At 41.4% G+C, this 25,064-nt stretch carries 34 protein-coding genes, 2 pseudogenes and 1 riboswitch; of the genes and pseudogenes, 11 read left to right on the forward strand and 25 right to left on the reverse strand.

Annotated elements, in window-relative coordinates:
* Positions 1–123: 123 nt before the first annotated feature.
* The 4 genes from rsmE (at position 124) to C3007_RS11230 (ending at position 2,701) form a co-directional block, all read left to right on the forward strand.
* Positions 124–858 carry a 16S rRNA (uracil(1498)-N(3))-methyltransferase gene (gene rsmE, locus C3007_RS11215; RefSeq protein ID WP_103854502.1) on the forward strand — a complete coding sequence of 245 codons (735 nt, stop codon included), beginning with the start codon at positions 124–126 and terminating at the stop codon, positions 856–858.
* 24 nt (positions 859–882) lie between these two features.
* Positions 883–1,440: a YqgE/AlgH family protein gene (locus C3007_RS11220; protein ID WP_103854503.1), complete on the forward strand. Its 558-nt coding sequence runs from the start codon at positions 883–885 to the stop codon at positions 1,438–1,440.
* Complete coding sequence (ruvX, locus tag C3007_RS11225) at positions 1,440–1,859, forward strand: Holliday junction resolvase RuvX (RefSeq protein WP_103854504.1); 420 nt, start codon at positions 1,440–1,442, stop codon at positions 1,857–1,859. Before C3007_RS11220 ends, ruvX begins: the two co-directional genes overlap by 1 nt.
* Before the next feature lie 236 nt (positions 1,860–2,095).
* Positions 2,096–2,701, forward strand: a complete 606-nt coding sequence (locus tag C3007_RS11230; protein ID WP_103854505.1) for a YagU family protein — start codon at positions 2,096–2,098, stop codon at positions 2,699–2,701.
* A 71-nt stretch (positions 2,702–2,772) separates the two neighbouring features.
* On the opposite strand, the gene C3007_RS11235 is transcribed toward C3007_RS11230, so the two are convergent.
* Both C3007_RS11235 and C3007_RS11240 read right to left on the reverse strand, forming a co-directional pair.
* Positions 2,773–3,228, reverse strand: coding sequence for an NUDIX domain-containing protein (locus tag C3007_RS11235; RefSeq protein ID WP_103854506.1), 456 nt, complete (start codon positions 3,226–3,228; stop codon positions 2,773–2,775).
* Positions 3,221–3,862 (reverse strand): pseudouridine synthase, encoded by a 642-nt coding sequence (locus C3007_RS11240; RefSeq protein ID WP_243397701.1) that lies wholly within the window; start codon positions 3,860–3,862, stop codon positions 3,221–3,223. The genes C3007_RS11235 and C3007_RS11240 overlap by 8 nt, the downstream gene beginning before the upstream one ends.
* A 182-nt stretch (positions 3,863–4,044) precedes the next feature.
* Between C3007_RS11240 and icd the strand changes: the two genes are divergently transcribed.
* The 3 genes and pseudogenes from icd to C3007_RS11255 form a co-directional block, all read left to right on the forward strand.
* Positions 4,045–5,301: an NADP-dependent isocitrate dehydrogenase gene (gene icd, locus C3007_RS11245; protein WP_103854508.1), complete on the forward strand. Its 1,257-nt coding sequence runs from the start codon at positions 4,045–4,047 to the stop codon at positions 5,299–5,301.
* A gap of 18 nt (positions 5,302–5,319) precedes the next feature.
* The gene (locus C3007_RS11250) at positions 5,320–6,192 is read left to right on the forward strand and encodes a S1 family peptidase (RefSeq protein ID WP_103854509.1); all 873 of its coding nucleotides are present in this window, start codon (positions 5,320–5,322) and stop codon (positions 6,190–6,192) included.
* A 234-nt stretch (positions 6,193–6,426) separates the two neighbouring features.
* Positions 6,427–7,179 (forward strand): annotated as a pseudogene (locus C3007_RS11255) (YifB family Mg chelatase-like AAA ATPase); the annotation flags it as partial.
* Positions 7,180–7,243: 64 nt separating this feature from the next.
* Here C3007_RS11255 and C3007_RS11260 read toward each other — a convergent pair.
* From C3007_RS11260 to ubiK, 3 genes are all read right to left on the reverse strand, one after another.
* On the reverse strand, positions 7,244–7,930 hold the full coding sequence (locus tag C3007_RS11260) for a metallophosphoesterase family protein (protein WP_103854510.1): 687 nt from the start codon (positions 7,928–7,930) through the stop codon (positions 7,244–7,246).
* Positions 7,931–7,938: 8 nt separating this feature from the next.
* Entirely contained in the window at positions 7,939–9,210 is a 1,272-nt protein-coding gene (gene nadR / locus C3007_RS11265; RefSeq protein ID WP_103854511.1) for a multifunctional transcriptional regulator/nicotinamide-nucleotide adenylyltransferase/ribosylnicotinamide kinase NadR, read from the reverse strand.
* A gap of 87 nt (positions 9,211–9,297) precedes the next feature.
* Positions 9,298–9,552, reverse strand: coding sequence for a ubiquinone biosynthesis accessory factor UbiK (ubiK, locus tag C3007_RS11270; RefSeq protein WP_103854512.1), 255 nt, complete (start codon positions 9,550–9,552; stop codon positions 9,298–9,300).
* Between the two features lie 96 nt (positions 9,553–9,648).
* Positions 9,649–9,794, forward strand: a riboswitch (FMN riboswitch).
* A gap of 114 nt (positions 9,795–9,908) precedes the next feature.
* On the opposite strand from ubiK, the gene ribB reads away from it, so the two are divergent.
* Positions 9,909–10,550, forward strand: a complete 642-nt coding sequence (ribB, locus tag C3007_RS11275) for a 3,4-dihydroxy-2-butanone-4-phosphate synthase (protein ID WP_103854513.1) — start codon at positions 9,909–9,911, stop codon at positions 10,548–10,550.
* 290 nt (positions 10,551–10,840) lie between these two features.
* Here ribB and C3007_RS11280 read toward each other — a convergent pair whose 3' ends face one another.
* Both C3007_RS11280 and C3007_RS11285 read right to left on the reverse strand, forming a co-directional pair.
* Positions 10,841–11,437: an Eco57I restriction-modification methylase domain-containing protein gene (locus C3007_RS11280; RefSeq protein ID WP_243397699.1), complete on the reverse strand. Its 597-nt coding sequence runs from the start codon at positions 11,435–11,437 to the stop codon at positions 10,841–10,843.
* Between the two features lie 29 nt (positions 11,438–11,466).
* Positions 11,467–12,117: a DNA methyltransferase family protein gene (locus C3007_RS11285; protein WP_243397700.1), complete on the reverse strand. Its 651-nt coding sequence runs from the start codon at positions 12,115–12,117 to the stop codon at positions 11,467–11,469.
* 153 nt (positions 12,118–12,270) lie between these two features.
* On the opposite strand from C3007_RS11285, the gene C3007_RS11290 reads away from it, so the two are divergent.
* The 3 genes from C3007_RS11290 to C3007_RS11300 all read left to right on the forward strand — a co-directional run bounded on the left by C3007_RS11290 (position 12,271) and on the right by C3007_RS11300 (position 15,288).
* Positions 12,271–12,609 carry a helix-turn-helix domain-containing protein gene (locus C3007_RS11290; protein WP_103854514.1) on the forward strand — a complete coding sequence of 113 codons (339 nt, stop codon included), beginning with the start codon at positions 12,271–12,273 and terminating at the stop codon, positions 12,607–12,609.
* Between the two features lie 300 nt (positions 12,610–12,909).
* Positions 12,910–13,542 carry a ribosome biogenesis GTP-binding protein YihA/YsxC gene (gene yihA, locus C3007_RS11295; protein WP_103854515.1) on the forward strand — a complete coding sequence of 211 codons (633 nt, stop codon included), beginning with the start codon at positions 12,910–12,912 and terminating at the stop codon, positions 13,540–13,542.
* 210 nt (positions 13,543–13,752) lie between these two features.
* Positions 13,753–15,288 (forward strand): YifB family Mg chelatase-like AAA ATPase, encoded by a 1,536-nt coding sequence (locus C3007_RS11300; RefSeq protein WP_103854516.1) that lies wholly within the window; start codon positions 13,753–13,755, stop codon positions 15,286–15,288.
* A gap of 386 nt (positions 15,289–15,674) precedes the next feature.
* Here the strand turns inward: C3007_RS11300 and C3007_RS11305 are convergent.
* The 18 genes and pseudogenes from C3007_RS11305 to rplN all read right to left on the reverse strand — a co-directional run bounded on the left by C3007_RS11305 (position 15,675) and on the right by rplN (position 24,766).
* A pseudogene (locus C3007_RS11305) lies at positions 15,675–16,061 on the reverse strand (transposase).
* A gap of 166 nt (positions 16,062–16,227) precedes the next feature.
* The gene (gene rplQ / locus C3007_RS11310; RefSeq protein WP_103854517.1) at positions 16,228–16,617 is read right to left on the reverse strand and encodes a 50S ribosomal protein L17; all 390 of its coding nucleotides are present in this window, start codon (positions 16,615–16,617) and stop codon (positions 16,228–16,230) included.
* A 39-nt stretch (positions 16,618–16,656) separates the two neighbouring features.
* Positions 16,657–17,646 carry a DNA-directed RNA polymerase subunit alpha gene (locus C3007_RS11315; RefSeq protein WP_103854518.1) on the reverse strand — a complete coding sequence of 330 codons (990 nt, stop codon included), beginning with the start codon at positions 17,644–17,646 and terminating at the stop codon, positions 16,657–16,659.
* A 32-nt stretch (positions 17,647–17,678) separates the two neighbouring features.
* On the reverse strand, positions 17,679–18,299 hold the full coding sequence (gene rpsD, locus C3007_RS11320) for a 30S ribosomal protein S4 (RefSeq protein ID WP_103854519.1): 621 nt from the start codon (positions 18,297–18,299) through the stop codon (positions 17,679–17,681).
* Positions 18,300–18,327: 28 nt separating this feature from the next.
* The gene (rpsK, locus tag C3007_RS11325; RefSeq protein ID WP_012072238.1) at positions 18,328–18,717 is read right to left on the reverse strand and encodes a 30S ribosomal protein S11; all 390 of its coding nucleotides are present in this window, start codon (positions 18,715–18,717) and stop codon (positions 18,328–18,330) included.
* 15 nt (positions 18,718–18,732) lie between these two features.
* The gene (rpsM, locus tag C3007_RS11330; RefSeq protein WP_017805524.1) at positions 18,733–19,089 is read right to left on the reverse strand and encodes a 30S ribosomal protein S13; all 357 of its coding nucleotides are present in this window, start codon (positions 19,087–19,089) and stop codon (positions 18,733–18,735) included.
* A 140-nt stretch (positions 19,090–19,229) separates the two neighbouring features.
* On the reverse strand, positions 19,230–19,343 hold the full coding sequence (gene rpmJ / locus C3007_RS11335; RefSeq protein ID WP_005548767.1) for a 50S ribosomal protein L36: 114 nt from the start codon (positions 19,341–19,343) through the stop codon (positions 19,230–19,232).
* A gap of 26 nt (positions 19,344–19,369) precedes the next feature.
* On the reverse strand, positions 19,370–20,695 hold the full coding sequence (gene secY / locus C3007_RS11340; RefSeq protein ID WP_103854520.1) for a preprotein translocase subunit SecY: 1,326 nt from the start codon (positions 20,693–20,695) through the stop codon (positions 19,370–19,372).
* A 7-nt stretch (positions 20,696–20,702) separates the two neighbouring features.
* Positions 20,703–21,137, reverse strand: a complete 435-nt coding sequence (gene rplO / locus C3007_RS11345; protein ID WP_103854521.1) for a 50S ribosomal protein L15 — start codon at positions 21,135–21,137, stop codon at positions 20,703–20,705.
* A 4-nt stretch (positions 21,138–21,141) separates the two neighbouring features.
* A complete protein-coding gene (gene rpmD / locus C3007_RS11350; RefSeq protein WP_103854522.1) occupies positions 21,142–21,321 on the reverse strand; it encodes a 50S ribosomal protein L30 in 180 nt (59 codons plus the stop codon).
* Positions 21,322–21,327: 6 nt separating this feature from the next.
* On the reverse strand, positions 21,328–21,828 hold the full coding sequence (gene rpsE, locus C3007_RS11355; RefSeq protein WP_103854523.1) for a 30S ribosomal protein S5: 501 nt from the start codon (positions 21,826–21,828) through the stop codon (positions 21,328–21,330).
* Positions 21,829–21,843: 15 nt separating this feature from the next.
* Entirely contained in the window at positions 21,844–22,197 is a 354-nt protein-coding gene (gene rplR / locus C3007_RS11360) for a 50S ribosomal protein L18 (RefSeq protein WP_103854524.1), read from the reverse strand.
* Between the two features lie 13 nt (positions 22,198–22,210).
* Positions 22,211–22,744: a 50S ribosomal protein L6 gene (gene rplF / locus C3007_RS11365; protein ID WP_046098796.1), complete on the reverse strand. Its 534-nt coding sequence runs from the start codon at positions 22,742–22,744 to the stop codon at positions 22,211–22,213.
* 18 nt (positions 22,745–22,762) lie between these two features.
* Positions 22,763–23,155, reverse strand: a complete 393-nt coding sequence (gene rpsH, locus C3007_RS11370) for a 30S ribosomal protein S8 (RefSeq protein WP_103854525.1) — start codon at positions 23,153–23,155, stop codon at positions 22,763–22,765.
* Between the two features lie 36 nt (positions 23,156–23,191).
* Complete coding sequence (gene rpsN, locus C3007_RS11375; RefSeq protein ID WP_103854526.1) at positions 23,192–23,497, reverse strand: 30S ribosomal protein S14; 306 nt, start codon at positions 23,495–23,497, stop codon at positions 23,192–23,194.
* A 12-nt stretch (positions 23,498–23,509) separates the two neighbouring features.
* Positions 23,510–24,049 (reverse strand): 50S ribosomal protein L5, encoded by a 540-nt coding sequence (rplE, locus tag C3007_RS11380; protein ID WP_103854527.1) that lies wholly within the window; start codon positions 24,047–24,049, stop codon positions 23,510–23,512.
* Positions 24,050–24,069: 20 nt separating this feature from the next.
* The gene (rplX, locus tag C3007_RS11385; RefSeq protein WP_103854528.1) at positions 24,070–24,381 is read right to left on the reverse strand and encodes a 50S ribosomal protein L24; all 312 of its coding nucleotides are present in this window, start codon (positions 24,379–24,381) and stop codon (positions 24,070–24,072) included.
* Between the two features lie 13 nt (positions 24,382–24,394).
* Positions 24,395–24,766 carry a 50S ribosomal protein L14 gene (gene rplN, locus C3007_RS11390; RefSeq protein WP_005548786.1) on the reverse strand — a complete coding sequence of 124 codons (372 nt, stop codon included), beginning with the start codon at positions 24,764–24,766 and terminating at the stop codon, positions 24,395–24,397.
* Positions 24,767–25,064: the final 298 nt, after the last annotated feature.

A 25,064-nucleotide genomic window follows, 5' to 3' on the forward strand; every position in this document is an offset into this window, starting at 1 on the left:
TTATTTTTGGTACAGCTACGCCAAAAATCTCACAAAAAACGACCGCACTTTTGTAAAAACAATCACCGCCTATCACCTCAATTTCTGATATGATAGACAAACCTTAATTAACAGTAAGAAAAAATGCGAGTACCAAGAATTTATCACCCCGTTTCTTTGTTAGGACAGACTCAGTGTGAATTAACGGAAGAAGCGGCGAATCACGTTGGGCGGGTGTTGCGAATGCAAGTGGGGGAGCGCCTTGAATTATTTGATGGTAGCAACCATATTTATCTTTCGGTGATTACGCAAGTGAGCAAAAAAGCGGTGGGCGTGGAGATTTTAGATCGTCAGTTTGATGATCGGGAAAGTCCGCTGCACATTCATCTTGGGCAGGTGATGTCCCGTGGCGAAAAAATGGAATTTACCATTCAGAAATCCGTGGAGCTTGGGGTAAAGGTGATCACACCATTGTGGTCGGAACGCTGTGGGGTAAAGCTCGATGCGGAACGTATGGCGAAAAAAATTCAGCAATGGCAGAAAATTGCGATTTCCGCTTGTGAGCAGTGCGGACGAAATATGCTCCCAGAAATCCGTCCAATGATGAAATTAGAAGAATGGTGTGCCGAGCAAGACGGTATGTTAAAGCTGAATTTGCACCCACGTGCGACATATTCCATTCGCACCTTGCCTGCAATGCCACCTGAAGGGGTGCGCTTGCTCATTGGTTCAGAAGGTGGCCTGTCGCCACAAGAAATTGCGCAAACGGAGCAACAAGGCTTTACCGAAGTGTTGCTTGGCAAGCGTGTGTTACGCACAGAAACCGCGGCGTTAAGCGCAATCACCGCATTACAGGTTTGTTTTGGGGATTTAGCCTAACCCCTTGAATTTAGGAAAGAAAATATGCAATTACAAAACCATTTTTTAATCGCAATGCCTCATTTGGAAGACGATCATTTTTATCGTTCCGTGGTGTATATTTGCGAGCATAATGAGCAAGGTGCAATGGGATTGGTGTTAACTCAGCCCACCGATCTGAGTATTGCAGAATTATGTATTAAGATGAATTTTATGATGGCCGATGACCGCAAATACCCTGACGATCTCGTCCTTGCAGGTGGGCCAACCAACCTTGAACGAGGCTTTATTTTACACACAGAAACAGCAAAACCCTTTATGAATAGCCATAAAGTTGCCGATAATTTATGGCTCACCACCTCTGCTGATGTGATTGATACGCTTGGTACACCGCAAGCCCCTGAAAAATGTTTAGTGGCATTAGGTTGCGCCAGTTGGTCGCCTGAGCAATTAGAAAGAGAGATTGCGAATAACGATTGGCTTGTTGTGCCAGCCAATGAACATATTTTATTTGATGTGCCTTATTTAGAGCGCTGGTTAGCAGCAAATCAACTATTAGGTATTCAGCAACATAATTTTGCTTATCAAGCGGGGCATTGCTAATGGGGATTACCGCCATAGCTTTCGATTTTGGTACGAAAAGTATCGGCTGCGCTGTGGGGCAAAGTATCACCGGCTCTGCCCAGCCTTTGCCTGCGTTTAAAGCGCAAGATGGCATTCCAAATTGGGCAGCTATCGAAAAATGTCTAAACGAATGGAAGCCTAACATTGTTGTAGTCGGTTTACCCTTAAATATGGACGGTACAGAACAGCCCCTAACCCAACGTGCCAAAAAATTCGCCAATCGCTTACACGGACGATTTGGCGTAACCGTTACCTTACAAGATGAACGCCTAACCACCACCGAAGCGCGCGCCGAGATTTTCCAACGTGGTGGCTTTAAAGCGCTTGAAAAAGGCAAGGTGGACAGCATTTCTGCCTGCATTATTTTAGAAAGTTGGTTTGAAAGCTGTGAAGAATAATACTTTTTAAAACAATATATTACGCAGAATTTGCAAGAGAATTGTCAATTCTGCGTTTTCTTTTTAATTCTCTTTGCGCTCAATTTTCACTCACGCAATTCTACTTCTTTTGAATTATCTCTTTATAGGTAGAAAATTCCTTGACTAATTCCCAATTAGGCATAGAATTGCCAACGATTTTATTTATTTAATAAAATTTAATAAATCAACAACCATTATTTTATTTGGAGCATTATATGTCAGGTATTTTCACTCAAACCGATCCTGCACGTCGCCGTTATGGGATTGCAGCTTTTGTCGGTATTATTGCGGGTTTACTTTCTGCTTTCGTAAAATGGGGTGCAGAGCACCCATTCCCACCACGCAGCCCATTCGATTTATTCGTTGCGGCTTGTCAAGATCCATCACAAGCTTTGGAAGTGTGTTCTCGTGCGTTTTTGAACCCACCACACGTTTTCTTGCGTGATTATTTTGGTATCGATCCAACTGAAGCTGTGTTTACTTTCGCTGATCACGGTTTTAACTGGATTGGGGTAACACACATCACCTTCTCAATCGTATTTGCGGTAGGTTACTGTGTGGTTGCAGAGCGTTTCCCTAAAATCAAATTCTGGCAAGGTGTGGGCGCAGGTTTAATCGCTGATGTTTGTGTACACTACATCACATTCCCTGCTTTAGGTTTAACACCACCAGTATTAGACTGGCCATTATACGAACACGTTTCTGAATTAGTGGGCCACGTTTTCTGGTTCTGGACAATTGAGATTGTGCGCCGTGATTTACGTAACCGCATCACGCACCAACCAGACCCTGAAGTTCCATTAGATCAACCTTATCGTTAATCAAGTAAAGCCCGAGCCATTCGGGCTTTATTTTTGCTAAAAATAAAGTGCGGTGTAAATTTCCCCCATTTTTATTCAAACACCTTCAACACATCTAAACTCACGCTTTCACCGTTTAAATAATCTTGTAGGGCTTGGCTGACAAGTGGGTTGCGCTCTGCTTGTCCTTCTTGTTGGATATAATGCTGAAATTCTGCGGGGGTGAGCCATAAACCACCTTCAATATCAGGATCCCTTGGGTGAATAGGAAGCTGCTCTGCAAGCTCTACTGCAAATACAAAGCGTAAATAATCTTTTTGGCTGCGTGGGGCGTGCCATTGGTAGATTTTGATCAGCTTGCTTGGCGTTGCGTCAATCCCTGTTTCTTCACGCAATTCGCGTATTGCGCCTGCAAGGATTGTTTCATTTTGTTCTAAATGCCCCGCAGGTTGGTTTAACGTCATTTTGCCGTATTCAAATTCTTTAACAAATAAAAATTTGCCTTGGCAATGCACTACGCACGCCATGGTAATATAAGGTCTATGCATTGGATTTCCTTAATTTTAACCGTTGATAAAGTGCTTCTAGCTCTTGGGAATTCAATTGATAATACTGCCCTAATGGCAAATTTTCTACACGAAATCCTGCCATTTTGCCACGAATTAAACGCAAAGTGGGAAAGCCGATATGCGCGGTCATTCGGCGAACTTGGCGGTTTTTGCCCTCACAAATTTTAATTTCTAGCCAGCTTGTGGGAATGTTTTTTCGCTCACGAATAGGCGGCTCTCTGTGCCATAAAAAATTTGGCGCAGAAATCAACCGCACTTTCGCCGGCAAGGTTTTGCCATCTTTTAACATTACGCCTTGACGCAGCGGTTCAAGCTCACGCTCTGTTGGCTCACCCTCCACCTGCACGAAGTAGGTTTTCTCCGTTTTATATTTAGGATCAGCCAAGCGGTGCTGAATTTCGCCGTTGTTGGTGAGAATTAACAAGCCCTCACTATCGCGATCCAAACGCCCTGCGGGGTAAATCTGCGCAATGGAGATAAAATCTTTCAGCGTTTGCCGCCCATTTTCATCGCTAAATTGGCTTAGCACATCAAAGGGCTTATTAAACAGCACCACTTTGGTTTGGGCGAAATTCGGTGTGCTTGTTTTTTTACGCGCAAAATGCTGAACCATTTTTTTGCGTAAATTTTGCCGTTCTTGGTGATTACGGCTTGAAAGAAATTTTGCCTTCATATATGTTATGGAAATGTTGATTCGTTACTTAACAAAAGACACATTTTTAACAATCATTAATGCCGCTTTTGTTAAACATTTCATTCACTATAACACAACATCAAGCATAAAGGAGAAATCCAATGAGTCAAACCCAATCCGCCGTTGTTATCCCACAAGGTGAAAAAATTCGTTTAGATGCACAGGGCGCATTAATCGTGCCAGATAATCCAATTATTCCATTTATTGAGGGCGATGGCATTGGCGTAGATGTAACGCCTGCAATGCAACGCGTGATCGATGCGGCTGTGGAAAAAGCCTATCAAGGCAAACGCAAAATTTCTTGGTTAGAAATTTATGCCGGTGGTAAAGCCAATGAAGTTTATGGCGAAAACACTTGGCTTCCAGCTGAAACCCTTGATTTTATTAAAGAATATCATGTTGCGATCAAAGGCCCGTTGATGACCCCAGTGGGCGGTGGCATTCGCTCACTTAACGTGGCAATGCGTCAAGGCTTGGATCTTTACAACTGCTTACGTCCAATTCGTTATTACAGCGGCACGCCAAGCCCAGTGAAACACCCTGAAAAAGTAAATATGGTGATTTTCCGTGAAAATTCAGAAGATATTTACGCTGGCGTGGAATGGAAAGCTGGCTCGCCTGAAGCGGACAAAGTGATCCAATTTTTGCAACAAGAAATGGGCGTGAACAAAATTCGTTTCCCGCAAGATTGTGGCATTGGTATCAAGCCTGTTTCAAAACAAGGCACCCAGCGTTTAGTGCGCGCGGCTTTGCAATATGTGATTGATAATGATAGAAAATCCCTCACTCTTGTGCATAAAGGCAACATTATGAAATTCACTGAGGGGGCGTTTAAAGAATGGGGTTATGAAGTGGCGAAAGAATTTGGCGCAACGCTCATTGATGAGGGTCCATGGATGAAACTGACCAATCCCAAAACAGGGCGTGAAATCATCATCAAAGATTCCATTGCCGATGCGTTCTTGCAAGAAGTGTTGCTCCACCCTGCAGATTACGATGTCATTGCTACTCTCAACCTAAACGGCGACTACATTTCCGATGCCCTTGCCGCACAAGTAGGCGGAATTGGCATCTCACCGGGGGCAAATATCGGTGCGGAAGCAGCAATTTTTGAAGCCACCCACGGCACAGCACCAAAAATTGCAGGGCAAAACAAAGGCAACCCCGGTTCATTAATCCTAAGCGGTGAAATGATGTTACGCCATTTAGGCTGGACAGAAGCCGCGGATTTAGTGGTAAACGCAGTCGCCAAAGCCATTGAAAATAAAACCGTAACCTTTGATTTTGCAGAAATGTTAGAAGGTGCGAAATTATGCTCCACGTCCGAATTTGCTGAAGAAATTGTGGGGAATATGTAGCTTTTCTCAGGAGAAAATATGATCAAGGTTCTTGTCTTTTTCTTAACTTTTTTGACTGGACATCTCCTTTTTGCTGCGCCCGCAGCTTACGATGCTATCGCGAAAATCCGCGGTTGTTCTGCCTCTCTCATTCAATTTTATGGACAAAAAGACAACGACAAAGTATTACTGCTCACTAATGGACATTGTGTCAGTCAACAACTTGCTACAACAGACGCTATCATCAACCACCCTCATTTTGATATAGCACGCATTTATCGTGGCAATGTGCCCTTAATTGTTGGTAATCTGAACATTGATCATATTGTCTATGCCACGCTGACGAACACAGACGTTGCGATCTTGCGCACTACCTTGACATATGGAGAACTGAAAGAAAAGCTTCGTCTTATACCACGACGAATTACTAGCACGCCACCTGCTGTAGGCGATCGTGTAACCATAACTAGCGGTAATTTAGAGCAAAGTTACCGCTGCCAAGTTGATGGCACAGTAGAGTTTGTGAAAGAAGACAAATGGCAATGGCATAAGGTTACACGACTTATGCAAACCAATGACTGCGACATTGTCCCCGGTGCAAGCGGTTCACCTGTGCTGAACAGTGCGGGAAATATCGTAGCAATCATTAATACAGGAAATCTAGATGGAAAATCCTGTATTCTAGATAATCCTTGTGAAGTGAATGATAAAGGTCAAAGCACCGTACGAAAAGGCGCAATTTATGCGACTGGAACAGAAATGCTAAACGTTTGCTTTCCAAATGGCAAATTAACATTTACCGATACCTGTGAATTAACAAAACCGCAGATAAAGATCATACACTCCCTGCCACTTGCTCCCAATAATCCGCCACACAAAAAGGAAAATAACACTGATCAACATCCCAAATAAGAGAAAGCTAATCAATGGTGCACATAAGGGTAACAAATATTGAGCCTGAATTTAATTGCTCGCTATGAGAATTTATCTGGTCAGCAAAGTTATGCAAGAAAGGGCATTGTCTGAGTGGAAAAACAATACTGAAACGAATGCATCAGCTGAAAATTCGTTCCTGTGAAAAAGCAAAAAACGCATGAAGATGAAAAGAGATTCATAGCAACCAAGGCTATCTTATAGGTGTCTAGACATTTTCAAAACTGGAAACAACGCCCATTTCGTGCACCCCACCACAGTGCGTCTTTGCCTGCTTTGGTGGGAGGGGGGACGATCCCAAGACCAGGAGAAATTTCCCTTTCGCATAACGGTGTGTTGTTTTTAGATGAGCTGCCAGAGTTTAACCGCCGTGTGCTAGATGCCTTACGTCAGCCGTTAGAAAGTGGCGAAATCATTATTTCGCGCGCCAATGCGAAAATCTGTTTTCCGGCGAAATTTCAACTGATTGCGGCAATGAACCCAAGCCCGACTGGGCATTACACTGGTGTGCATAATCGCACTTCACCGCAACAAATGATGCGCTATTTGAATCGTCTTTCAGGGCCATTTTTAGATCGCTTTGATTTATCCATTGAAGTTCCCCTTTTGCCTAAAGGTGCATTGCAACATATTGAAAATAAAGGGGAAACCAGTGAGCAAGTGCGGTCAAAAATTATTAAAGTTCGTGAAATTCAATTTGCACGCGCTGGAAAAATCAACGCACATTTAGGTAGTAAAGAAATTGAGCGAGATTGCAAAATTAGCTCGCAAGACGGTATTTTCCTTGAAAATACGCTCACTCAATTAGGACTTTCCGTGCGTGCTTATCACCGCATTTTAAAAGTGGCCCGCACCATTGCAGATCTAAATAGTGAAAAGCAAATCCAACGCCCTCATTTGGCCGAGGCGCTTTCCTATCGGGCGATGGATCGGTTGTTACAAAAACTTTCAAAGAATTTAGGATAGCCTGAAATTTTATAGAATTTCTAACCGCACTTTATATTTGATCTGAAAAAGAAAACAAGAAAAATTATTTTCTATCATCAATATTTTTTAGTAAATAATTCCCTTGTTCATCGCATAGGCTGCGGAAGCCGACGTTGGTGATTTTGAGTTTGGGATCTCGGTTAATCTGGGAATAATCAAAATTTTCGTGGTGGTGGCCGTGGAAAATGTGCGTTGCGCCCATTTTTTTCGCCAGTTTGTTGAACACGGCAAAGCCAAGAGAGTGGGGTCTTGGCGCTTCGTGAGAGATGAGGATATCCGCTTGTAGATTTTCTAGTTGTTCAAAATCAGAAGGAAAAATCGAGGTGCGGTGGCGCAATGGCAAACCACCGCGCCAGATTTTCTCTTGTGGGCAATATTGGCAATAATGGATTGGGTCGAAAAAAACAGGTTTATTGGGTGGCATCCAAATTTGTCCGCGGAATACGCCGCCTAATCCGGCAATGCGTTTGCCTTGAATGGTTTGTACGCGTCCGTGTAGGTTTCGGCTTTTCCATTCTGTTCCCCAAATGGCTTCAAAAGCGGCAACGGTTTTGCTGTCGTGATTGCCGTGAATAAACCAGAGGTCGCAATATTGCGCCAATTTATCCAATTCTTCGGTGGTGGTGAGTTGTAAATCCCCGAGTATGACAAGGGCGATACCCTCTTGCTCTTGCACAAAAGGGTAAAGATGGTCGTATCTTCCGTGTGGATCGCCTGCAAATAAGATCATAGGGGCTGTTATTCCTCAAAAATGGATTTATCGTTGTTTAGTTCAGGAAGTTCTTCTTCATTGAGAATTTTTTCTACAATGGATTTTACCTTATTATAACGCTCTAAATAGCTTGGTGATTCAATTTCAATATAAGGCACGTTATATTTATCCAATAATTTTTTCAATAATTGTTGGAAACGTTGGCGCTGTTTGTGGCTACCAAGGCTACGCAAGCCGTCATCTACCCATTTGGTGTTGTTGTTCAATAAAATCGTAATATCGAAAGGATATTCTTTGATCATTGAATCTAAAAACGGGTGAGCTTTGCCTTCATATTGAATACAAAATGCTTGCGTGGTGATGAAGTCTGTATCCACAATCGCGACTTTATGGGCGTGGCGCACGGCGTAGTCAATATAACGTTGATGGCCTAGCGCCATTTGTGGGTAATCAGAATATTGCATCGCCTGCTCATCACCGCCTAATTTTTCAAACACAAATTCACGTCCATATTCCCACGCTGACGTGGTGTTGAATACGGTGGCAAGTTTATTCACTAACACGGTTTTTCCGCTGCTTTCGCCGCCTAAAATGGCAATGGTTTTGGCGAAAAACGGACGCACTTCTTTCGGGATAAATTTCCAATAATGGAAAGGCGTATTACGAATTTTGGTGGCGGAAACGTTAAAGAATTGACGCTGCGGATCAACCAATTCCACCTGTAAATTCAAATATTTTTCGTAAGGTGCTTTGTCTTGCGGTTCGCTACTAAATACCACGCTAGGATTCACCTGCTTTTCTTCAAAAAGCTGTTTAACCCGTTCTGCCCACGCAGGCCAGCCGTTAGGATAGCTCGGCAAGCCGTCTTCCACTAGATGATGAATAAAAATTTGGTTTTTCTGATATTTAAAAATTTGTTGCATCCAACGCAGACGATCTTGCACCGTTGGCATACGTTTCATTTTGCTGTCATAAAATAATTTCAGATCGCGCTCTGTATCGCTACACACCACAACGTGGACTTCATCTACCTTACTGAACGCTTCATAAATCATATTGATATGCCCAGTATGCACAGGGTAAAACTTGCCAAAAATCACCCCCACTTTTTTATCTTGTAGATCCGTGATTTGTAGCACTTTATGCAAGGCAGACAACTTGGTCGCGCTTGGGTTTTTGATTTTGCCACTCACCAGCTGATTAAAATAAGCGCGGGTAATGTTGGCTTGTTCACAAACCTCGTTTACTTTTAGATTTAACTGCTTGCGTTTTTGTTGTAGATAGGCGAAAGCGGACATCTTGAAATTCCTTATATTGCCAAATTTATCCAGAAAAAAGACCGCACTTTTCGTTTAATATCAAAGTGCGGTGAGATTTTAGCGCGTTTATTGCCCTTGATTTTGCGCTTGCAACAGGGCATCGACACGCTTTTCTAACTCGTTCAGTTTCTCACGAGTACGCATTAAAACTTGGGTTTGCACATCAAACTCCTCACGGGTTACAACATCTAATTTAGCTAGCTGAGCTTGCAAAACTTGCTTAAATTTTGCTTCTGCATCTTTGCCAAGTTCTTTCATTCCTTGCGGTAAAGAATTTTGCACTTGTTGTATAATTTGCTCTATTTTTTGTGGATTTAGCATAAAGACCTCACATTATTGCGTCAATGTGGCATATTGTATGCAATATCGGCGCAAAGAAAAACATTTTTTCTCTATTTAGATTGCGTTATACTATGCAGGCATTCTCAGGGCAGGGCGAAATTCCCTACCGGTGGTAAGTGCGACACTCATAAGCCCACGAGCGTTTACTTGCAAAAGTAAAGTCAGCAGATTTGGTGAAAATCCAAAGCCGACAGTTAAAGTCTGGATGAAAGAGAATAAACAGATTTACCTTAGGTAAAATCTGCCTTTGTTATTGGATTTTCTTATCTAATGAAAAGCCTTTCCTCATCAGCCCTGATTCAAGTATCCATTAATTTTTTAACAGGTTTTTTACTATGAATCAGTCAATTTTATCCGCATTTGGCACGCCACAAGAGCGTGTTGAAAAAGCCATCGAAGCGTTCAAACAAGGCAATGGCGTACTCGTTTTAGACGATGAAGATCGCGAAAATGAAGGGGATTTAATTTTCCCAGCGCAAACCATTGAACCAGCGCAAATGGCAAAACTTATTCGTTACGGCAGTGGCATTGTTTGCCTATGTTTAAGCGATGAAATTTGCCAGCAACTTGATTTGCCGCCAATGGTACAAAATAATACGAGCGTTAATAAAACCGCATTTACCGTAACCATTGAAGCCGCGGAAGGCGTATCCACAGGCGTTTCCGCAGCAGATCGTGTAACCACCATTAGAGCAGCCGTCGCAGATAATGCGAAACCGCAAGATTTACACCGCCCAGGGCATATCTTCCCATTAAGAGCAGCAGCAGGTGGCGTATTAAAACGCCGTGGACATACCGAAGCCTCCGTCGATCTTGCCGTGCTTGCAGGCTACAAACCCGCTGCGGTAATCTGTGAAATCACTAACGATGATGGCACAATGGCACGCACTCCCGAAATCATTAAATTCGCGAAAGAATTTGGTTATCCCGTGATGACGATTGAAGATTTAGTGCAGTATCGTTTAAAGGGTAAGTAAAAATATTGAAATAGCAGGATTTTTCCTGCTATTTTTTATCCGTTAACTTTAAACTTTTACTCGGCAATTAGATCAATATTTTTTGAAATTATATTACACTCAATATAACCAACTTTCTGATTAGAATAAATTTTGATCGAATTATGAAATTGAGATTTTTCAAAATAGAATTGCAGAATGATAACGAATAAATGCATCTAATCCTTTCTCTTGAAAGAGACGCTTGATATTTGAAATAAGCTCTCCATTCTGATAATTAAAGACCTCACATTCTCCATTATGATTTTTATCTATCTGGAAATACTCTCCTTTAAAACTTCTACACCAGCAAAACAATCCTGCGAATTAGAGAAATCGTGCAACTGGCGAATTTGCTTATCTTGCAGCATAGTGGCACGGAACTCATCAAGCCCTTTGCCGCCTGCATACCAACGGGCAGGGATAATCATCACTAAATATTCAGGTTGTAATTTTTTCGCTTGTTCTACAAAGTTCTGGTAAATCGGGCTAGCACTGGATTGAGCGCCACCATCGCTTAATTGATAAGGCGGATTGCCAATAATAACGTCAAATTTCATCTCTTTATATCGTTCAAAAAATGGGCTGCATGAATGGATAAAATGGTAGGCGTGAGTTTCAAGTTCATCACCACGATCAAAAACTTCTTGGCTTGCACCACATTCCGTGCAACGACCGTTTTCCCATTTGTGGGCTAAAGTGCGGTAAAAAATATGGCCATTTTTATCATCAAAGGCGGTGCAAACAGAATATTCGCCGTTCGCTTCACAGCTGCAATACAGGCTGCGGCGGCTAAGCTGTGCGGTGAGGGTGGTGATGCCGATGCCGAATAATTGCTTGGTGAAAATATGATTAAGCCGTTCCTGCAAATCAGGAAAATGGGGTTCTAAGCCTTTGATTAGGCATTTAGCGTGATGGTGTATTCTTCCCCAACCAAGCCTGAGTAAATAAACGGCACGAACTTGATTTTTCTCTCGTTAATAAAACTCCACTGAGAAAAAATAATGGCTTTTTTCGCCCGCTCTTCTTCCACGCCGCTTAAATTGGGAATGGGGGAATGTTCGCGTGGGTATTTCACTTCCATTTTTAACGCATCGCCCAGCACAATGTTGAAGTGCAGCAGACAATCAATGGCATCAAGACATTCGGGTTTTTGGCTGTGCGGAAACAGCCGCGCGTATTCTTGCGCAGCAAAATCAAACAGCCGTTTGCGACAGGCTTTTACGTTATCTTCCAACAACTCAATGCCGTAAAGACTGCTTACCGCAAGGATTAAATCTCGCTCATAGGAAAGCTGGCTTGGCGATTTAACGTGTTTTTTTCGCTTACTTTTATCTAGATAATTTTCTGCCGCCACCACTAACTTACGGCGTAAAATTTCGATCAAAAAATTACCCGTTCCGCACGCTGGTTCTAAAAAAGTGGCAGAAAGCGATTGGGTCTGTATCGCGACTAAATCCAACATTGCGTTCACTTCACGCTCTCGGGTATAAACTTCCCCGTGATCCGCCACACGTTTTTTTAAAACTATTTGTTTTTCGTTAGACACTTTAAAATTTGAGATCAGACTTTAAAACTGAAAGTATTATTGATCCTTTTTTAAAGTTTTAACAATACAGCTTTCGTTATCGAAATTACCGCGTGATAGCTTTGCCACGCTAGGAACGAAAAAGAAAAATTCGCCGCTAATTTAAGGCAAGCTATGACAAGAAAAGGCTATCAACCAAAGCCTTCTGTGTTAGAAACGATCTTTAATCTAAAATATGAAGGGCAAGCCATTACGCCGCAGACTGCTTCGCAATGGCTGAACGGTAAAATGATCCCAAGATTGGAGAAATTAAAGACGCTTGCGATTGTTTTAAATATAGATTTAAGTGAACTCGGACCGCCGAACAAGCTACAAAAATTGCAAGCCGCGGAACTTAGACGCATTGGCACGCCCGAAAAATTTCGCTGGGAAAACATCACCACTCAACAAGACAAAGCCTTTTCAGCCACTTTCTTCTCCCCGAACCCCAACTCAATGTTGTACGAGAAGTGATTATGGCGCTATATAAACAACACTGCGAATAATTGGTTTTTGCCTGTAGTGGCGAACCTATGTGTCCGCCATTTTGATTTTTCTATTTGTTGCTTGGAAAGAATTGTTTGAGCAACAGACAAATCTCCCCTAACCCCTCTTTGCTAAAGAGGGGGACTTTGATGAAGAAAAACTGATAGTCTGAAATGAAAATAATCACAAAAGTGCAATGGAAAATTTCGAGATTTTTTACCGCACTTTGTGATTTTAGGGTATCCTAGGCATTCCCTCATTGGCTGAACTAGTTAAAAGATAGATAAAATGAGCAACGAAATTAAACTGAATTATCACAAAACCCATTTTCTGATGAGCGCGCCGAATATTCGCGTGTTGCCTGAAGATAGCGGTATGGAAATTGCCTTTGCAGGACGTTCTAACGCTGGGAAATCCACCGCGCTTAATGCCTTAACTAACCAGAAAAACCTTGCCCGCACGTCCAAAACCCCAGGGCGGACGCAATTAATTAATGTGTTTGAAGTGGAACCGCTCTATAAATTGGTGGATTTACCGGGCTATGGCTATGCTGCCGTGCCTGAGCAAATGAAAATCCAGTGGCAGAAAGCCTTGGGTGAATATTTGCAAAAACGTGAATGTTTAGGTGGTGTAGTGATTTTAATGGACATTCGCCACCCCTTGAAAGATTTAGACCAACAGATGATCGAATGGGCAGTGTCCGCTAATTTGCCAGTGCTGTTATTGCTTACCAAAGCGGATAAACTAAGCCAAAGTGCCGTGAGCAAGCAAGTGAAAATGGTGCGTGAAGCCATTTTGCCATTCCAAGGCGATGTGCAAGTAGAAGCCTTTTCCTCTCTGAAAAAACAAGGCATTGATAAACTAGCAAGAAAATTGGATAGCTGGTTTAGCGCGGTGATTATGGAAAATGAAGACGCGTAATCAATGAAAAAGTGCAGGGGAAATTCTGCACTTTTTTAAAATCAGTAATAATTCTGTAAAAATACCCTACCTAAAAACTTTCTCACTACATCAATAGACTGTCCGAGCCATTTTCTCGATCCCGATCGCAAAAAAGTGCGGTGGGAATTTTCTTTGTTTTTGGCTTTTTCTATATTAGTTCTTCAAATGAGATGAGATGAAGGATAATAAATGTCGTTAGCCATTGTTTATAGCCGTGCATCAATGGGGGTGCAAGCGCCGCTGGTTACTATTGAAGTGCATTTAAGCAACGGGAAACCGGGTTTTACCCTTGTGGGATTGCCAGAAAAAACGGTGAAAGAAGCACAAGATCGCGTGCGAAGTGCGTTGTTAAATGCCAATTTTAAATACCCTGCCAAGCGGATTACAGTGAACCTTGCGCCTGCGGATTTACCTAAAGACGGCGGGCGTTTTGATCTGCCTATTGCCATTGGAATTTTAGCCGCTTCTGAACAAGTTAATCCTGAACGTTTAAAGCAATTTGAGTTGTTGGGGGAGCTGGCTTTGACAGGGCAATTACGTGGAGTTCACGGCATTATTCCAGCGATTTTAGCGGCTAAAAAAGTGCGCCGTTGCCCGATTATTGCCAGACAAAATGCTAATGAAGCGGCTTTAGTCGCCGATCAAAAAAGTTATTTCGCGCAGAATTTATTAGAGGTGGTGCAGTTTATTAATGAACAAGAAAAACTGCCCCTTGCCACGGATTTAACCGCACAAAGTGCGGCGGATTTTCCCTTTAAAAACCAAGCAGATTTAACGGATATTATTGGTCAGCAACACGCTAAACGAGCCTTAACCATCGCCGCCGCAGGGCAACATAATTTATTGCTTTTAGGGCCACCCGGTACGGGGAAAACAATGCTGGCGAGCCGTTTAACTGGGTTATTGCCAGAAATGACCGAGCAAGAAGCCATAGAAACCGCTTCCGTTACTAGCCTTGTACAAAATGAGCTAAATTTTCAAAACTGGAAACAACGACCATTTCGTGCACCCCACCACAGTGCGTCTTTACCAGCTTTGGTAGGAGGGGGGACGATCCCAAGACCAGGGGAAATTTCCCTTTCACATAACGGCGTGTTGTTTTTAGATGAGCTGCCAGAGTTTAACCGCCGTGTGCTAGATGCTCTGCGTCAGCCGTTAGAAAGTGGTGAAATCATTATTTCACGCGCTAATGCGAAAATCTGTTTTCCGGCGAAATTTCAACTGATTGCGGCAATGAACCCAAGCCCTACTGGGCATTATACTGGTGTGCATAATCGCACTTCACCGCAACAGGTGATGCGCTATTTGAATCGTCTTTCAGGGCCGTTTTTAGATCGCTTTGATTTATCCATTGAAGTTCCCCTTTTGCCTAAAGGTGCATTACAACACATTGAAAATAAAGGGGAAACCAGTGAGCAAGTGCGGTCTAAAATTATTAAGGTTCGTGAAATTCAATTTGCCCGCGCTGGAAAAATCAACGCACATTTAAGTAGTAAAGAAATTGAGCGAGATTGCAAAATTAGCTCGCAAGATGGTATTTTTCTTGAAAATACGCTCACTCAATTAGGGCTTTCTGTGCGTGCTTATCACCGTATTTTAAAAGTGGCTCGCACCATTGCAGATCTAAATAGTGAAAAGCAAATCCAACGCCCTCATTTGGCCGAAGCGCTTTCCTATCGGGCGATGGATCGGCTGTTGCAAAAACTTTCAAAGAATTTAGGATAGTCTGAAATTTTATAAAATTTCTAACCGCACTTTGATCTTTAGCTCATTTTGTACAAGGATAGTACGGGAGCCATTTCTATGGATTTTTATTCGGTCATCTGTAGCAATAATCCCGTAACGCAGCTGACTAGCACTATTTTACTCATACTGAGGCCCTAAAAACAATAAATTATGCTGCCTGCAGCGGCAATGATTAAAACTCGCTCTGCATGTTGAGAGCAATAATATCCGTTAAATCCGCTTGATTTAAAAAAATCCATCGCACTTTTTTTACAGAATTATTGCTAATAACAATCCATATGTGAAACGCGCAATTTTTAGCGCTCCCCTGTAAGAGTCTATACTTCCCCCTTAAGAGACTTGTAAATACTAACAATCACATCTAATTACTTCCTTGCTTGCCTCTTAAAAGAGCCTACATATTCTTTTTCTTGATTCTTTATATACTCTTCTACCACTTTTACGTTTGAATCGATCGTAGTTACTGATAATTTCCATATTTATACTTTAGTTTTCCTTTCAGATAACCAATAAAACCTGATACTGAGATTTTGGGCGGAATCCTTAGATGCATATAAAAATGATCGACTAGTATTCATGCACCTCTACAATTTCTACATACTTGCAACGGCATGATTACCTTAGAATCTTCCCTAGATCTCATAACTTTATATAAATTCTACTATTCTGTATTTTGGAATAAAAACAATGTGAGGCTTACCATCCCATTTGGGGTATGATAAACTTGATCCATCATTGGCTCTATTTACCAGGATAATCCTCTCATATTCTGAATTTTAATTGTCAGCCTTATTCATTTCTATCTATCGCTTAAGCTTTTTAATTCCATACACATAATGTATGGCTTCTATAGCCAAACTTTGGCTAGCTATAATAAAAAAGCCTGCGACACGCAGGCTTTTCAATATCAAAATTATATTATTCAGCTGATGAAGCTTCTTCAGCAACAGCTGGACGATCTACTAGCTCAATGTATGCCATTGGAGCATTATCACCAGCACGGAAACCACATTTTAAGATACGAGTATAACCACCCGCACGTTGTGCAAAACGTGGACCTAATTCATTGAATAATTTAGCAACAGTTTCAATGTTGCGGGTACGAGCAAAAGCTAAACGACGGTTTGCAACACTATCTTCTTTTGCTAATGTAATTAACGGCTCAACTACACGACGTAATTCTTTTGCTTTTGGCAATGTTGTCTTGATGATTTCATGACTAACTAATGCACTTGCTAAATTACGGAACAGCGCTTTACGATGGCTGCTATTACGGTTTAGTTGACGACCACTCTTACGATGGCGCATGATCTTATCCTTCTCAGAAAAATCTTAACCTAATGACCACTAATCTTCAGCAATACTTGCTGGTGGCCAATTTTCAAGGCGCATACCAAGTGATAAGCCACGAGAAGCCAGCACATCCTTAATTTCAGTAAGTGATTTCTTACCAAGATTAGGTGTTTTTAATAACTCAACTTCTGTACGTTGTACTAAATCACCGATATAGTGAATTGTTTCTGCTTTCAAACAGTTAGCAGAACGAACTGTCAACTCTAAGTCATCAACAGGACGTAAAAGAATCGGATCAAATTCCGGTTTTTCTTCCTTGACTTCAGGCTGACGAACATCTCGCAAATCAACGAATGCATCAAGTTGCTCTGCTAAAATTGTTGCTGCACGGCGAATCGCTTCTTCCGGATCAATAGTGCCATTTGTTTCTAGCTCAATAACTAACTTATCTAAGTCTGTACGCTGTTCTACACGCGTTGCTTCAACATTGTAAGCGATACGTTGAACCGGGCTATAACAAGCATCTACTAATAAACGACCAATAGGACGTTCTTCATCTTGAGAATGAACTCGAGCAGAAGCAGGAACATATCCTCTACCACGCTGTACACGAATACACATATTGATTGATGCATTTTCATCGGTAAGATGGCAAATAACATGTTCAGGATTCACAATTTCAACATCTCCATCATAGGTGATGTCTGCTGCAACAACAGGGCCAATTCCAGATTTGCTTAGTGTCAGAAATACATTATCTTTATTCTGTACTTTAACCGCTAGGCCTTTTAAGTTTAGAAGCACTTCAAGAATATCTTCTTGAACACCTTCTTTGCTACTATACTCATGCAATACCCCATCAATTTCCACTTCAGTTACAGCACAACCTGGCATTGAAGATAGAAGAATTCGGCGTAATGCATTACCTAGAGTATGGCCGAAACCACGCTCTAACGGTTCTAAGATCACTTTAGCGTGAGTAGAGCTAATTTGCTCAATATCAACTAAATGTGGTTTTAAAAATTCTGTAACAGAACCCTGCATTTTATCCTCTCTTTGCTACGAAGCTTTAACTATTATTTAGAGTAAAGCTCTACGATCAGATGTTCGTTAATGTCTGCTGATAAATCAGAACGTTCAGGAACACGTTTGAACACACCTTCCATTTTAGCAGCATCAATTTCTAACCAAGTTGGTTTTTCTCTTTGCTCTGCTAATTCTAATGATGCTTTAATACGAGCTTGTTTCTTAGATTTTTCACGAATAGCTACAACATCATTTACTGACACTTGGAAAGATGGAATGTTAACCACACGACCATTAACAACAACTGCTTTATGGCTCACTAATTGGCGAGCTTCTGCACGAGTTGCAGCAAAGCCCATGCGATAAACAACGTTATCCAATCGACCTTCTAGTAATACTAATAAATTTTCACCAGTATTACCTTTTAGACGGTTTGCCTCTTTGTAGTAGTTACGGAATTGACGCTCTAAAATACCATAGATACGACGAACTTTTTGTTTCTCACGTAACTGACTACCATAGTCTGACAAACGAGGTTTACGAGCACCATGTTGACCTGGCGCTGTATCAATTTTACATTTTGAATCAATCGCGCGTACTCCTGACTTAAGGAATAAGTCAGTACCTTCACGACGGCTTAGCTTGAGTTTTGGACCCAAATATCTTGCCATTTTCTTTCTCCAACTATCCTAATACGTCTTATACACGACGTTTTTTCGGTGGACGACAACCGTTATGTGGAATCGGGGTAACATCAGTGATGTTTGTGATGCGGAAACCCGCTGCATTTAATGCACGGATTGTCGATTCACGACCAGGACCCGGTCCTTTTACCATAACTTCCAAGTTCTTTAAGCCAAATTCTTTGACCATTTCCGCACAACGCTCTGCCGCAACCTGTGCAGCAAACGGTGTTGATTTACGAGAACCACGGAAACCTGAACCACCAGCAGTAGCCCATGCTAGAGCATTACCTTGACGGTCAGTAATAGTAACGATTGTATTATTGAAAGATGCGTGAATGTGAGCAACGCCATCTACTACTTGTTTTTTTACACGTTTACGTGCACGAACTGGTGTTTTTGCCATTTAATTTACCCCGACTTATTTCTTGATCGGCTTACGTGGACCCTTACGGGTACGCGCATTAGTTTTAGTACGTTGACCACGCACCGGTAAGCTACGACGATGACGTAAACCACGATAACAACCTAAATCTAATAGGCGTTTAATGTTAAGTGTTACTTCACGACGTAAGTCACCTTCAACGGTAAATTTACCAACTTCGTCACGCAGTTTATCAATCTGCTCTTCAGACAATTCTCTGATCTTAACGTCTTCAGCAATTCCTGTTGCAGCACAAATAGCTTTTGCTCTAGTTTTGCCGATACCGTAAATTGATGTTAATGCAATTACAGTATGTTTTTGATCAGGAATGTTAATGCCTGCAATACGGGCCACTATGCACTCCTATTATTTTAACTAATTTGACATACTGATCTTGAAAAGCCCGTTTTCAGGATACTCAAACAGTATGTCAAGGACATAAATGAGCTGAGCATTATATATGCCCAGCTGGTTCTTTGCAAGAAAAATATGAATTAACCTTGACGTTGTTTATGTTTAGGGTCGCTACATAATACACGAACAACACCTTCACGTTTAACAATTTTACAGTTACGACATAATTTCTTTACGGAAGCACGAACTTTCATTGCTTATCCCTTTTACTATATGAGCATTACTGCCCAAAACCTTTAAGGTTTGCTTTTTTCAACGCAGATTCATATTTTGTTGACATTAAATGACTTTGAACCTGAACGATGAAATCCATAATTACCACTACAACAATCAGCAAAGATGTACCACCGAAATCGAATTGAACATTCCACGCTGACGTCATAATATAAGGAACCAAACACACGAACGTAATATATAGACCGCCAATTAAAGTCAAACGGGTCATAATCTTATCAATATAACGTGATGTTTGTTCACCTGGTCTAATTCCGGGAATAAATGCACCAGATTTCTTCAAGTTTTCTGCTGTATCACGCGGATTGTACTGCATCGCCGTATAGAAGAAACTAAAGAAGATAATAGCTACTGCATAAACGATCAAATATAAAGGCTGACCTGGATGCAATAGCATTGATAAGTCAGTTAACCAATCTAAACTTGCCCCTTGTCCAAACCAAGATGTAATAGTGGCCGGAAACAAAATAATACTTGAAGCAAAGATAGCAGGAATTACACCAGCCATATTTACTTTAAGAGGTAAGTGAGTGGTATGACCGCCAAGAATTTGACGACCTTGCTGACGTTTTGCATATTCAACTTTAATTCTACGCTGTCCTCTCTCAACGAAAACAACAAAATAAGTTACAGCAAAAACAATAGCTGCGATGAGCAACAGAACTAACAAGTGCATTTGCCCTTGACGCGCTTGCTCAATTGTTGCGCCAATTGCTGATGGTAAACCAGCAACAATACCTGCAAAAATAATTAAAGAAATACCATTCCCAATGCCTCGCTCGGTAATCTGCTCACCTAACCACATTAAGAACATTGTACCTGTAACTAAACTAATCACAGCAGTAAAGTAAAAACCAAATCCTAAATTAGGCACTAATCCTGGCAACATATTAGGTAATCCAGTAGAAATACCGATTGCCTGGATCGTTGCAAGAACTAGCGTCGAATAGCGAGTATATTTACTAATTTTTCGACGACCGGCTTCACCTTCTTTCTTTAATTCTGCTAAAGCAGGATGAACCGTTGTCAGTAGCTGGATAATAATTGATGCCGAAATATACGGCATAATACCCAACGCAAATACTGAGGCTCGGCTCAAAGCACCACCAGAGAACATATTAAACATATCAATAATGGTGCCTTTTTGCTGCTCAAGTAATTGAGCCAAAACAGCCGCATCAATACCAGGAACCGGAATGAAAGAACCAATACGGAAAACAATAAGTGCACCGAGCACAAATAATAATCGACTTTTCAGTTCACTTGTACCGCTTTGAGTACTTCTACTTTGATAACCTGGTTGTTTAGCCATTTATTAATTATTCCTCAACAGAACCGCCAGCTGCTTCAATTGCTGCTTTAGCGCCTTTAGTTACGCGTAAACCACGAACAGTTACAGCGCCTTTTACTTCGCCTGAAAGAATAACTTTTGCAAATTGAATATCTTTAGTTAATACATTAGCCGCTTTTAAGGTATCTAATGTTACAACATTACCTTCAACTTTTGCTAGATCATTCAAACGAACTTCCGCAGTTACCGCTGATTTTATTGAGGTAAAACCGAATTTCGGTAAACGACGATATAAAGGCATTTGACCACCTTCGAAACCGCGACGAACACCGCCACCAGTACGAGATTTTTGACCTTTATGACCACGACCACCTGTTTTACCTAAGCCAGAACCAATACCACGACCTAAGCGTTTTGCACTATGTTTAGCACCTTCAGCCGGAGATAGAGTATTTAAACGCATTCTCCTATTCCTCCACTTTAACCATATATGAAACTTGGTTAATCATCCCACGCACAGCAGGAGTATCGATTAACTCAACAGTATGGTGCATACGGCGAAGACCTAGTCCACGCAAGGTAGCTTTATGCTTCGGTAAACGAGCGATAGAACTACGAACTTGAGTTACTTTAATAGTTTTAGCCATTGTCCATTACCCCAAAATTTCATCAACGGTTTTGCCACGTTTAGCAGCAACCATTTCTGGTGATTTCATATTTGCTAGTGCATCAATTGTTGCACGAACAACGTTAATTGGGTTAGTTGAACCGTATGCTTTAGAAAGAACGTTACGAACACCAGCAACTTCTAATACTGCACGCATTGCACCGCCTGCAATAATACCAGTACCCTCACTCGCAGGTTGCATAAATACACGAGAACCTGTGTGAGTACCTTTAATTGGGTGTTGTAAAGTGCCTTCATTTAAAGCCACAGTAATCATATTGCGACGAGCTTTCTCCATCGCTTTTTGGATCGCTGCCGGAACTTCGCGCGCTTTACCATAACCAAAACCAATGCGACCATTGCCATCACCAACCACTGTCAATGCAGTGAAACTCATGATGCGACCACCTTTAACTGTTTTTGATACACGGTTTACCGCGATTAGCTTCTCTTGCAGTTCACCAGCTTGTTTTTCGATGTTTGCCATCTAAAATTACCTCTATTAGAACTGTAGACCAGCTTCACGGGCAGCATCCGCTAAAGCTTGGACGCGACCATGATATTTAAAACCGGAACGGTCGAATGCTACGTCTTTGATGCCTTTTTCTAAGGCTCTTTCTGCAATAATTTTACCAACTACTGCTGCAGCATCTTTATTACCGGTATATTTCACTTGCTCACTAATTGCTTTTTCAACTGTAGAAGCAGCAGCAAGCACTTCTGAACCGTTTGGTGCAATCACTTGTGCATAAATATGACGAGGAGTACGGTGAACAACCAAACGAGTTGCACCTTGTTCACGCATCATATGACGAGCACGAGCTGCACGACGGATACGAGCTGATTTCTTATCCATAGTGTTACCTTAATTATTTCTTCTTAGCCTCTTTTGTACGTACAACTTCATCAGCATAACGTACACCTTTACCTTTATAAGGTTCAGGACGGCGATAAGCACGAATATCTGCTGCAACTTGACCGATTAATTGTTTGTCAGCACTTTTCAGAACGATTTCTGTTTGTGATGGACATTCAGCAGTTACGCCTGCAGGTAATGTATGCTCAACAGGGTGTGAAAAGCCTAAACTTAATGCAACTACGTTGCCTTTCATCTGTGCTCTATAACCAACACCCACCAATTGTAACTTCTTAGTGAAGCCTTCAGTAACACCGATAACCATTGCATTAACTAATGCACGCGCTGTACCCGCTTGTGCGTCAGCACCAACTACCCCTGCACGAGGAGCAAAAGTTAATTCATTATTATCTTGTTTAACTTCAACTGAGTTATGAATAGTGCGAGATAACTCGCCATTTTTACCTTTAACTGTTAGTAGCTGTCCGTCAAGTTTTACCTCAACGCCGGCAGGAATACTAACAGGTGCTTTTGCAACACGAGACATTTTCTTCCTACCTCTCTATTAAGCTACATAACAAATAACTTCACCGCCCAAACCCGCTTGGCGAGCTGCACGATCAGTCATTACACCTTTAGATGTAGAAATTACAGCCACACCCAAACCACCCATAACTTTTGGTAATTCGTCTTTACGTTTATAAATACGAAGACCAGGACGGCTTACGCGTTGAATGCTCTCTACAACTGGTTTCCCTTGGAAATATTTTAAAGTAATTTCCAATTCAGGCTTAGCGCCTTCTAAAACTTTAACGTTTTCAATATAACCTTCTGCAGCTAATACATTGGCAATTGCCACTTTTAGCTTGGATGAAGGCATATTGATCACAATTTTATTCGCAGCTTGACCATTACGAATACGGGTCAACATATCTGCGATTGGATCTTGCATACTCATTGTGCTTTTACTCCGATTCCAAAATAAAGTAGTAAATTACCAACTAGCTTTTTTAAGGCCAGGGATTTCGCCACGCATTGCTGCTTCACGAACCTTAATACGGCTTAATCCAAACTTACGTAAGAAACCGTGCGGACGGCCAGTTTGGTTGCAACGGTTACGTTGGCGGCTAGGGCTTGAATCACGTGGTAAAGATTGTAACTTTAACACGGCTGCCCAACGATCTTCGTCTGACGCATTTACATCAGAGATGATTTTTTTCAATTCCATACGTTTTGCATAGAATTTCTCAGCGAGTTTTACGCGTTTTACATCGCGCGCTTTCATTGATTGTTTAGCCATTTGTAACCTGCCTTATTTACGGAATGGGAAATTAAAGGCAGCCAATAGTGCTTGACCTTCTTCATCGCTGTTAGCAGTCGTTGTGATAGTGATATCTAAACCACGAACGCGATCTACTTTATCGTAGTCGATTTCTGGGAAGATAATTTGCTCACGCACACCCATACTGTAGTTACCACGACCATCAAATGATTTCGCACTTAAACCGCGGAAGTCACGAATACGTGGAACAGCAATTGTAATTAAACGTTCAAAGAACTCCCACATACGCTCACCGCGTAGTGTTACTTTACAACCGATTGGATATCCCTGACGGATTTTAAAGCCTGCAACAGATTTGCGTGCTTTAGTAATTAAAGGTTTTTGACCAGTAATCGCTGCTAAATCCGCAACTGCGTTATCTAGCAATTTCTTATCGGTCAATGCTTCACCCACCCCCATATTCAGGGTAATCTTTTCGATTCGTGGGACTTGCATGACAGACGAGTAGTTGAATTTCTCTTTCAATTCATTAACTACTTGATCTCTGTAGTAATCATGCAGTTTCGCCATCGCATTACTCCAGTTTTTGATTAAATAATTTCATTGTTAGATTTAAAGAAACGTACTTTTTTACCGTCTTCAAATCTAAAACCTACACGGTCAGCTTTGTTTGTTTTCGGGTTAAAAATTGCAACATTTGACGCATCAATTGGTGCTTCTTTTTTCACTAAACCACCTTCTTTCCCTAATGCAGGAACTGGTTTTTCGTGCTTAGTGATAATGTTGATACCTTCAACAATTACTTTACCGTTTGGTAACACTTGAGTTACCTTACCACGTTTGCCTTTGCTTTTACCAGCAAGAACAATTACTTCATCATTTTGACGAATTTTTGCAGCCATTTCTCTTTACTCCTTATAGTACTTCTGGCGCCAAAGAAATGATCTTCATAAACTTCTCAGAACGAAGTTCACGAGTCACAGGTCCAAAAATACGAGTACCGATTGGTTGCTCTGTGTTATTGTTTAAAATTACACAAGCATTACCATCGAAGCGAATGACTGATCCATCTGGGCGACGAACACCCTTCTTGGTGCGCACAACAACTGCTTTTAATACATCACCTTTTTTAACTTTACCGCGTGGAATTGCTTCTTTCACAGTAATTTTGATGATATCACCAATAGCAGCGTAACGACGGTGCGATCCACCTAGAACCTTGATACACATTACACTGCGAGCGCCTGAGTTATCAGCAACGTCCAGCATAGTCTGTTCTTGGATCATCTTAGTACTCCGCTAAAATTAATAACACCCTTTCGGGACGAACCTATCCTTATAGGATAGGGAACGGATTCTACTATAAAAAATGCTATGAATGCAAGATAAAACTGACCTTCAAGTCGTATTTTTTCTGAAAAAGCTATTAAACTTATCAAACTAAAGTGCGGTGTAATTTTGCTAAGTTTTTATATGTTTTCTGTCTTATTTAATTTTACTCTTGCTTACAGCATAAATGGTAAAATTCACTGACATTATTATTCAGCCAACAAAAAAACGAAAGAGAAGATAAATTAAGATAGCC

It is taken from the genome of Avibacterium gallinarum, assembly GCF_002921135.1.
GTDB classification, from domain to species: domain Bacteria; phylum Pseudomonadota; class Gammaproteobacteria; order Enterobacterales; family Pasteurellaceae; genus Avibacterium; species Avibacterium gallinarum.

Coding starts and splice junctions, on each gene's coding strand:
- rpsH (WP_103854525.1), bottom strand. CDS start 23,155: ATGAGTATGCAAGATCCAATCGCAGATATGTTGACCCGTATTCGTAAT.
- icd (WP_103854508.1), top strand. CDS start 4,045: ATGAGTCAAACCCAATCCGCCGTTGTTATCCCACAAGGTGAAAAAATT.
- ribB (WP_103854513.1), top strand. CDS start 9,909: ATGAATCAGTCAATTTTATCCGCATTTGGCACGCCACAAGAGCGTGTT.
- rpmD (WP_103854522.1), bottom strand. CDS start 21,321: ATGGCTAAAACTATTAAAGTAACTCAAGTTCGTAGTTCTATCGCTCGT.
- nadR (WP_103854511.1), bottom strand. CDS start 9,210: ATGTCCGCTTTCGCCTATCTACAACAAAAACGCAAGCAGTTAAATCTA.
- rpmJ (WP_005548767.1), bottom strand. CDS start 19,343: ATGAAAGTTCGTGCTTCCGTAAAGAAATTATGTCGTAACTGTAAAATT.
- ruvX (WP_103854504.1), top strand. CDS start 1,440: ATGGGGATTACCGCCATAGCTTTCGATTTTGGTACGAAAAGTATCGGC.
- rplQ (WP_103854517.1), bottom strand. CDS start 16,617: ATGCGCCATCGTAAGAGTGGTCGTCAACTAAACCGTAATAGCAGCCAT.
- rplX (WP_103854528.1), bottom strand. CDS start 24,381: ATGGCTGCAAAAATTCGTCAAAATGATGAAGTAATTGTTCTTGCTGGT.
- rplR (WP_103854524.1), bottom strand. CDS start 22,197: ATGGATAAGAAATCAGCTCGTATCCGTCGTGCAGCTCGTGCTCGTCAT.
- rplE (WP_103854527.1), bottom strand. CDS start 24,049: ATGGCGAAACTGCATGATTACTACAGAGATCAAGTAGTTAATGAATTG.
- rsmE (WP_103854502.1), top strand. CDS start 124: ATGCGAGTACCAAGAATTTATCACCCCGTTTCTTTGTTAGGACAGACT.
- C3007_RS11315 (WP_103854518.1), bottom strand. CDS start 17,646: ATGCAGGGTTCTGTTACAGAATTTTTAAAACCACATTTAGTTGATATT.
- C3007_RS11230 (WP_103854505.1), top strand. CDS start 2,096: ATGTCAGGTATTTTCACTCAAACCGATCCTGCACGTCGCCGTTATGGG.
- yihA (WP_103854515.1), top strand. CDS start 12,910: ATGAGCAACGAAATTAAACTGAATTATCACAAAACCCATTTTCTGATG.
- C3007_RS11300 (WP_103854516.1), top strand. CDS start 13,753: ATGTCGTTAGCCATTGTTTATAGCCGTGCATCAATGGGGGTGCAAGCG.
- C3007_RS11290 (WP_103854514.1), top strand. CDS start 12,271: ATGACAAGAAAAGGCTATCAACCAAAGCCTTCTGTGTTAGAAACGATC.
- C3007_RS11240 (WP_243397701.1), bottom strand. CDS start 3,862: ATGGTTCAGCATTTTGCGCGTAAAAAAACAAGCACACCGAATTTCGCC.
- rpsE (WP_103854523.1), bottom strand. CDS start 21,828: ATGGCAAACATCGAAAAACAAGCTGGTGAACTGCAAGAGAAGCTAATC.
- C3007_RS11220 (WP_103854503.1), top strand. CDS start 883: ATGCAATTACAAAACCATTTTTTAATCGCAATGCCTCATTTGGAAGAC.
- C3007_RS11235 (WP_103854506.1), bottom strand. CDS start 3,228: ATGCATAGACCTTATATTACCATGGCGTGCGTAGTGCATTGCCAAGGC.
- rplF (WP_046098796.1), bottom strand. CDS start 22,744: ATGTCTCGTGTTGCAAAAGCACCTGTTAGTATTCCTGCCGGCGTTGAG.
- rplN (WP_005548786.1), bottom strand. CDS start 24,766: ATGATCCAAGAACAGACTATGCTGGACGTTGCTGATAACTCAGGCGCT.
- ubiK (WP_103854512.1), bottom strand. CDS start 9,552: ATGCTAAATCCACAAAAAATAGAGCAAATTATACAACAAGTGCAAAAT.
- rpsN (WP_103854526.1), bottom strand. CDS start 23,497: ATGGCTAAACAATCAATGAAAGCGCGCGATGTAAAACGCGTAAAACTC.
- rpsD (WP_103854519.1), bottom strand. CDS start 18,299: ATGGCAAGATATTTGGGTCCAAAACTCAAGCTAAGCCGTCGTGAAGGT.
- secY (WP_103854520.1), bottom strand. CDS start 20,695: ATGGCTAAACAACCAGGTTATCAAAGTAGAAGTACTCAAAGCGGTACA.
- rplO (WP_103854521.1), bottom strand. CDS start 21,137: ATGCGTTTAAATACTCTATCTCCGGCTGAAGGTGCTAAACATAGTGCA.
- C3007_RS11250 (WP_103854509.1), top strand. CDS start 5,320: ATGATCAAGGTTCTTGTCTTTTTCTTAACTTTTTTGACTGGACATCTC.
- rpsK (WP_012072238.1), bottom strand. CDS start 18,717: ATGGCAAAAACACCAGTTCGTGCACGTAAACGTGTAAAAAAACAAGTA.
- C3007_RS11260 (WP_103854510.1), bottom strand. CDS start 7,930: ATGATCTTATTTGCAGGCGATCCACACGGAAGATACGACCATCTTTAC.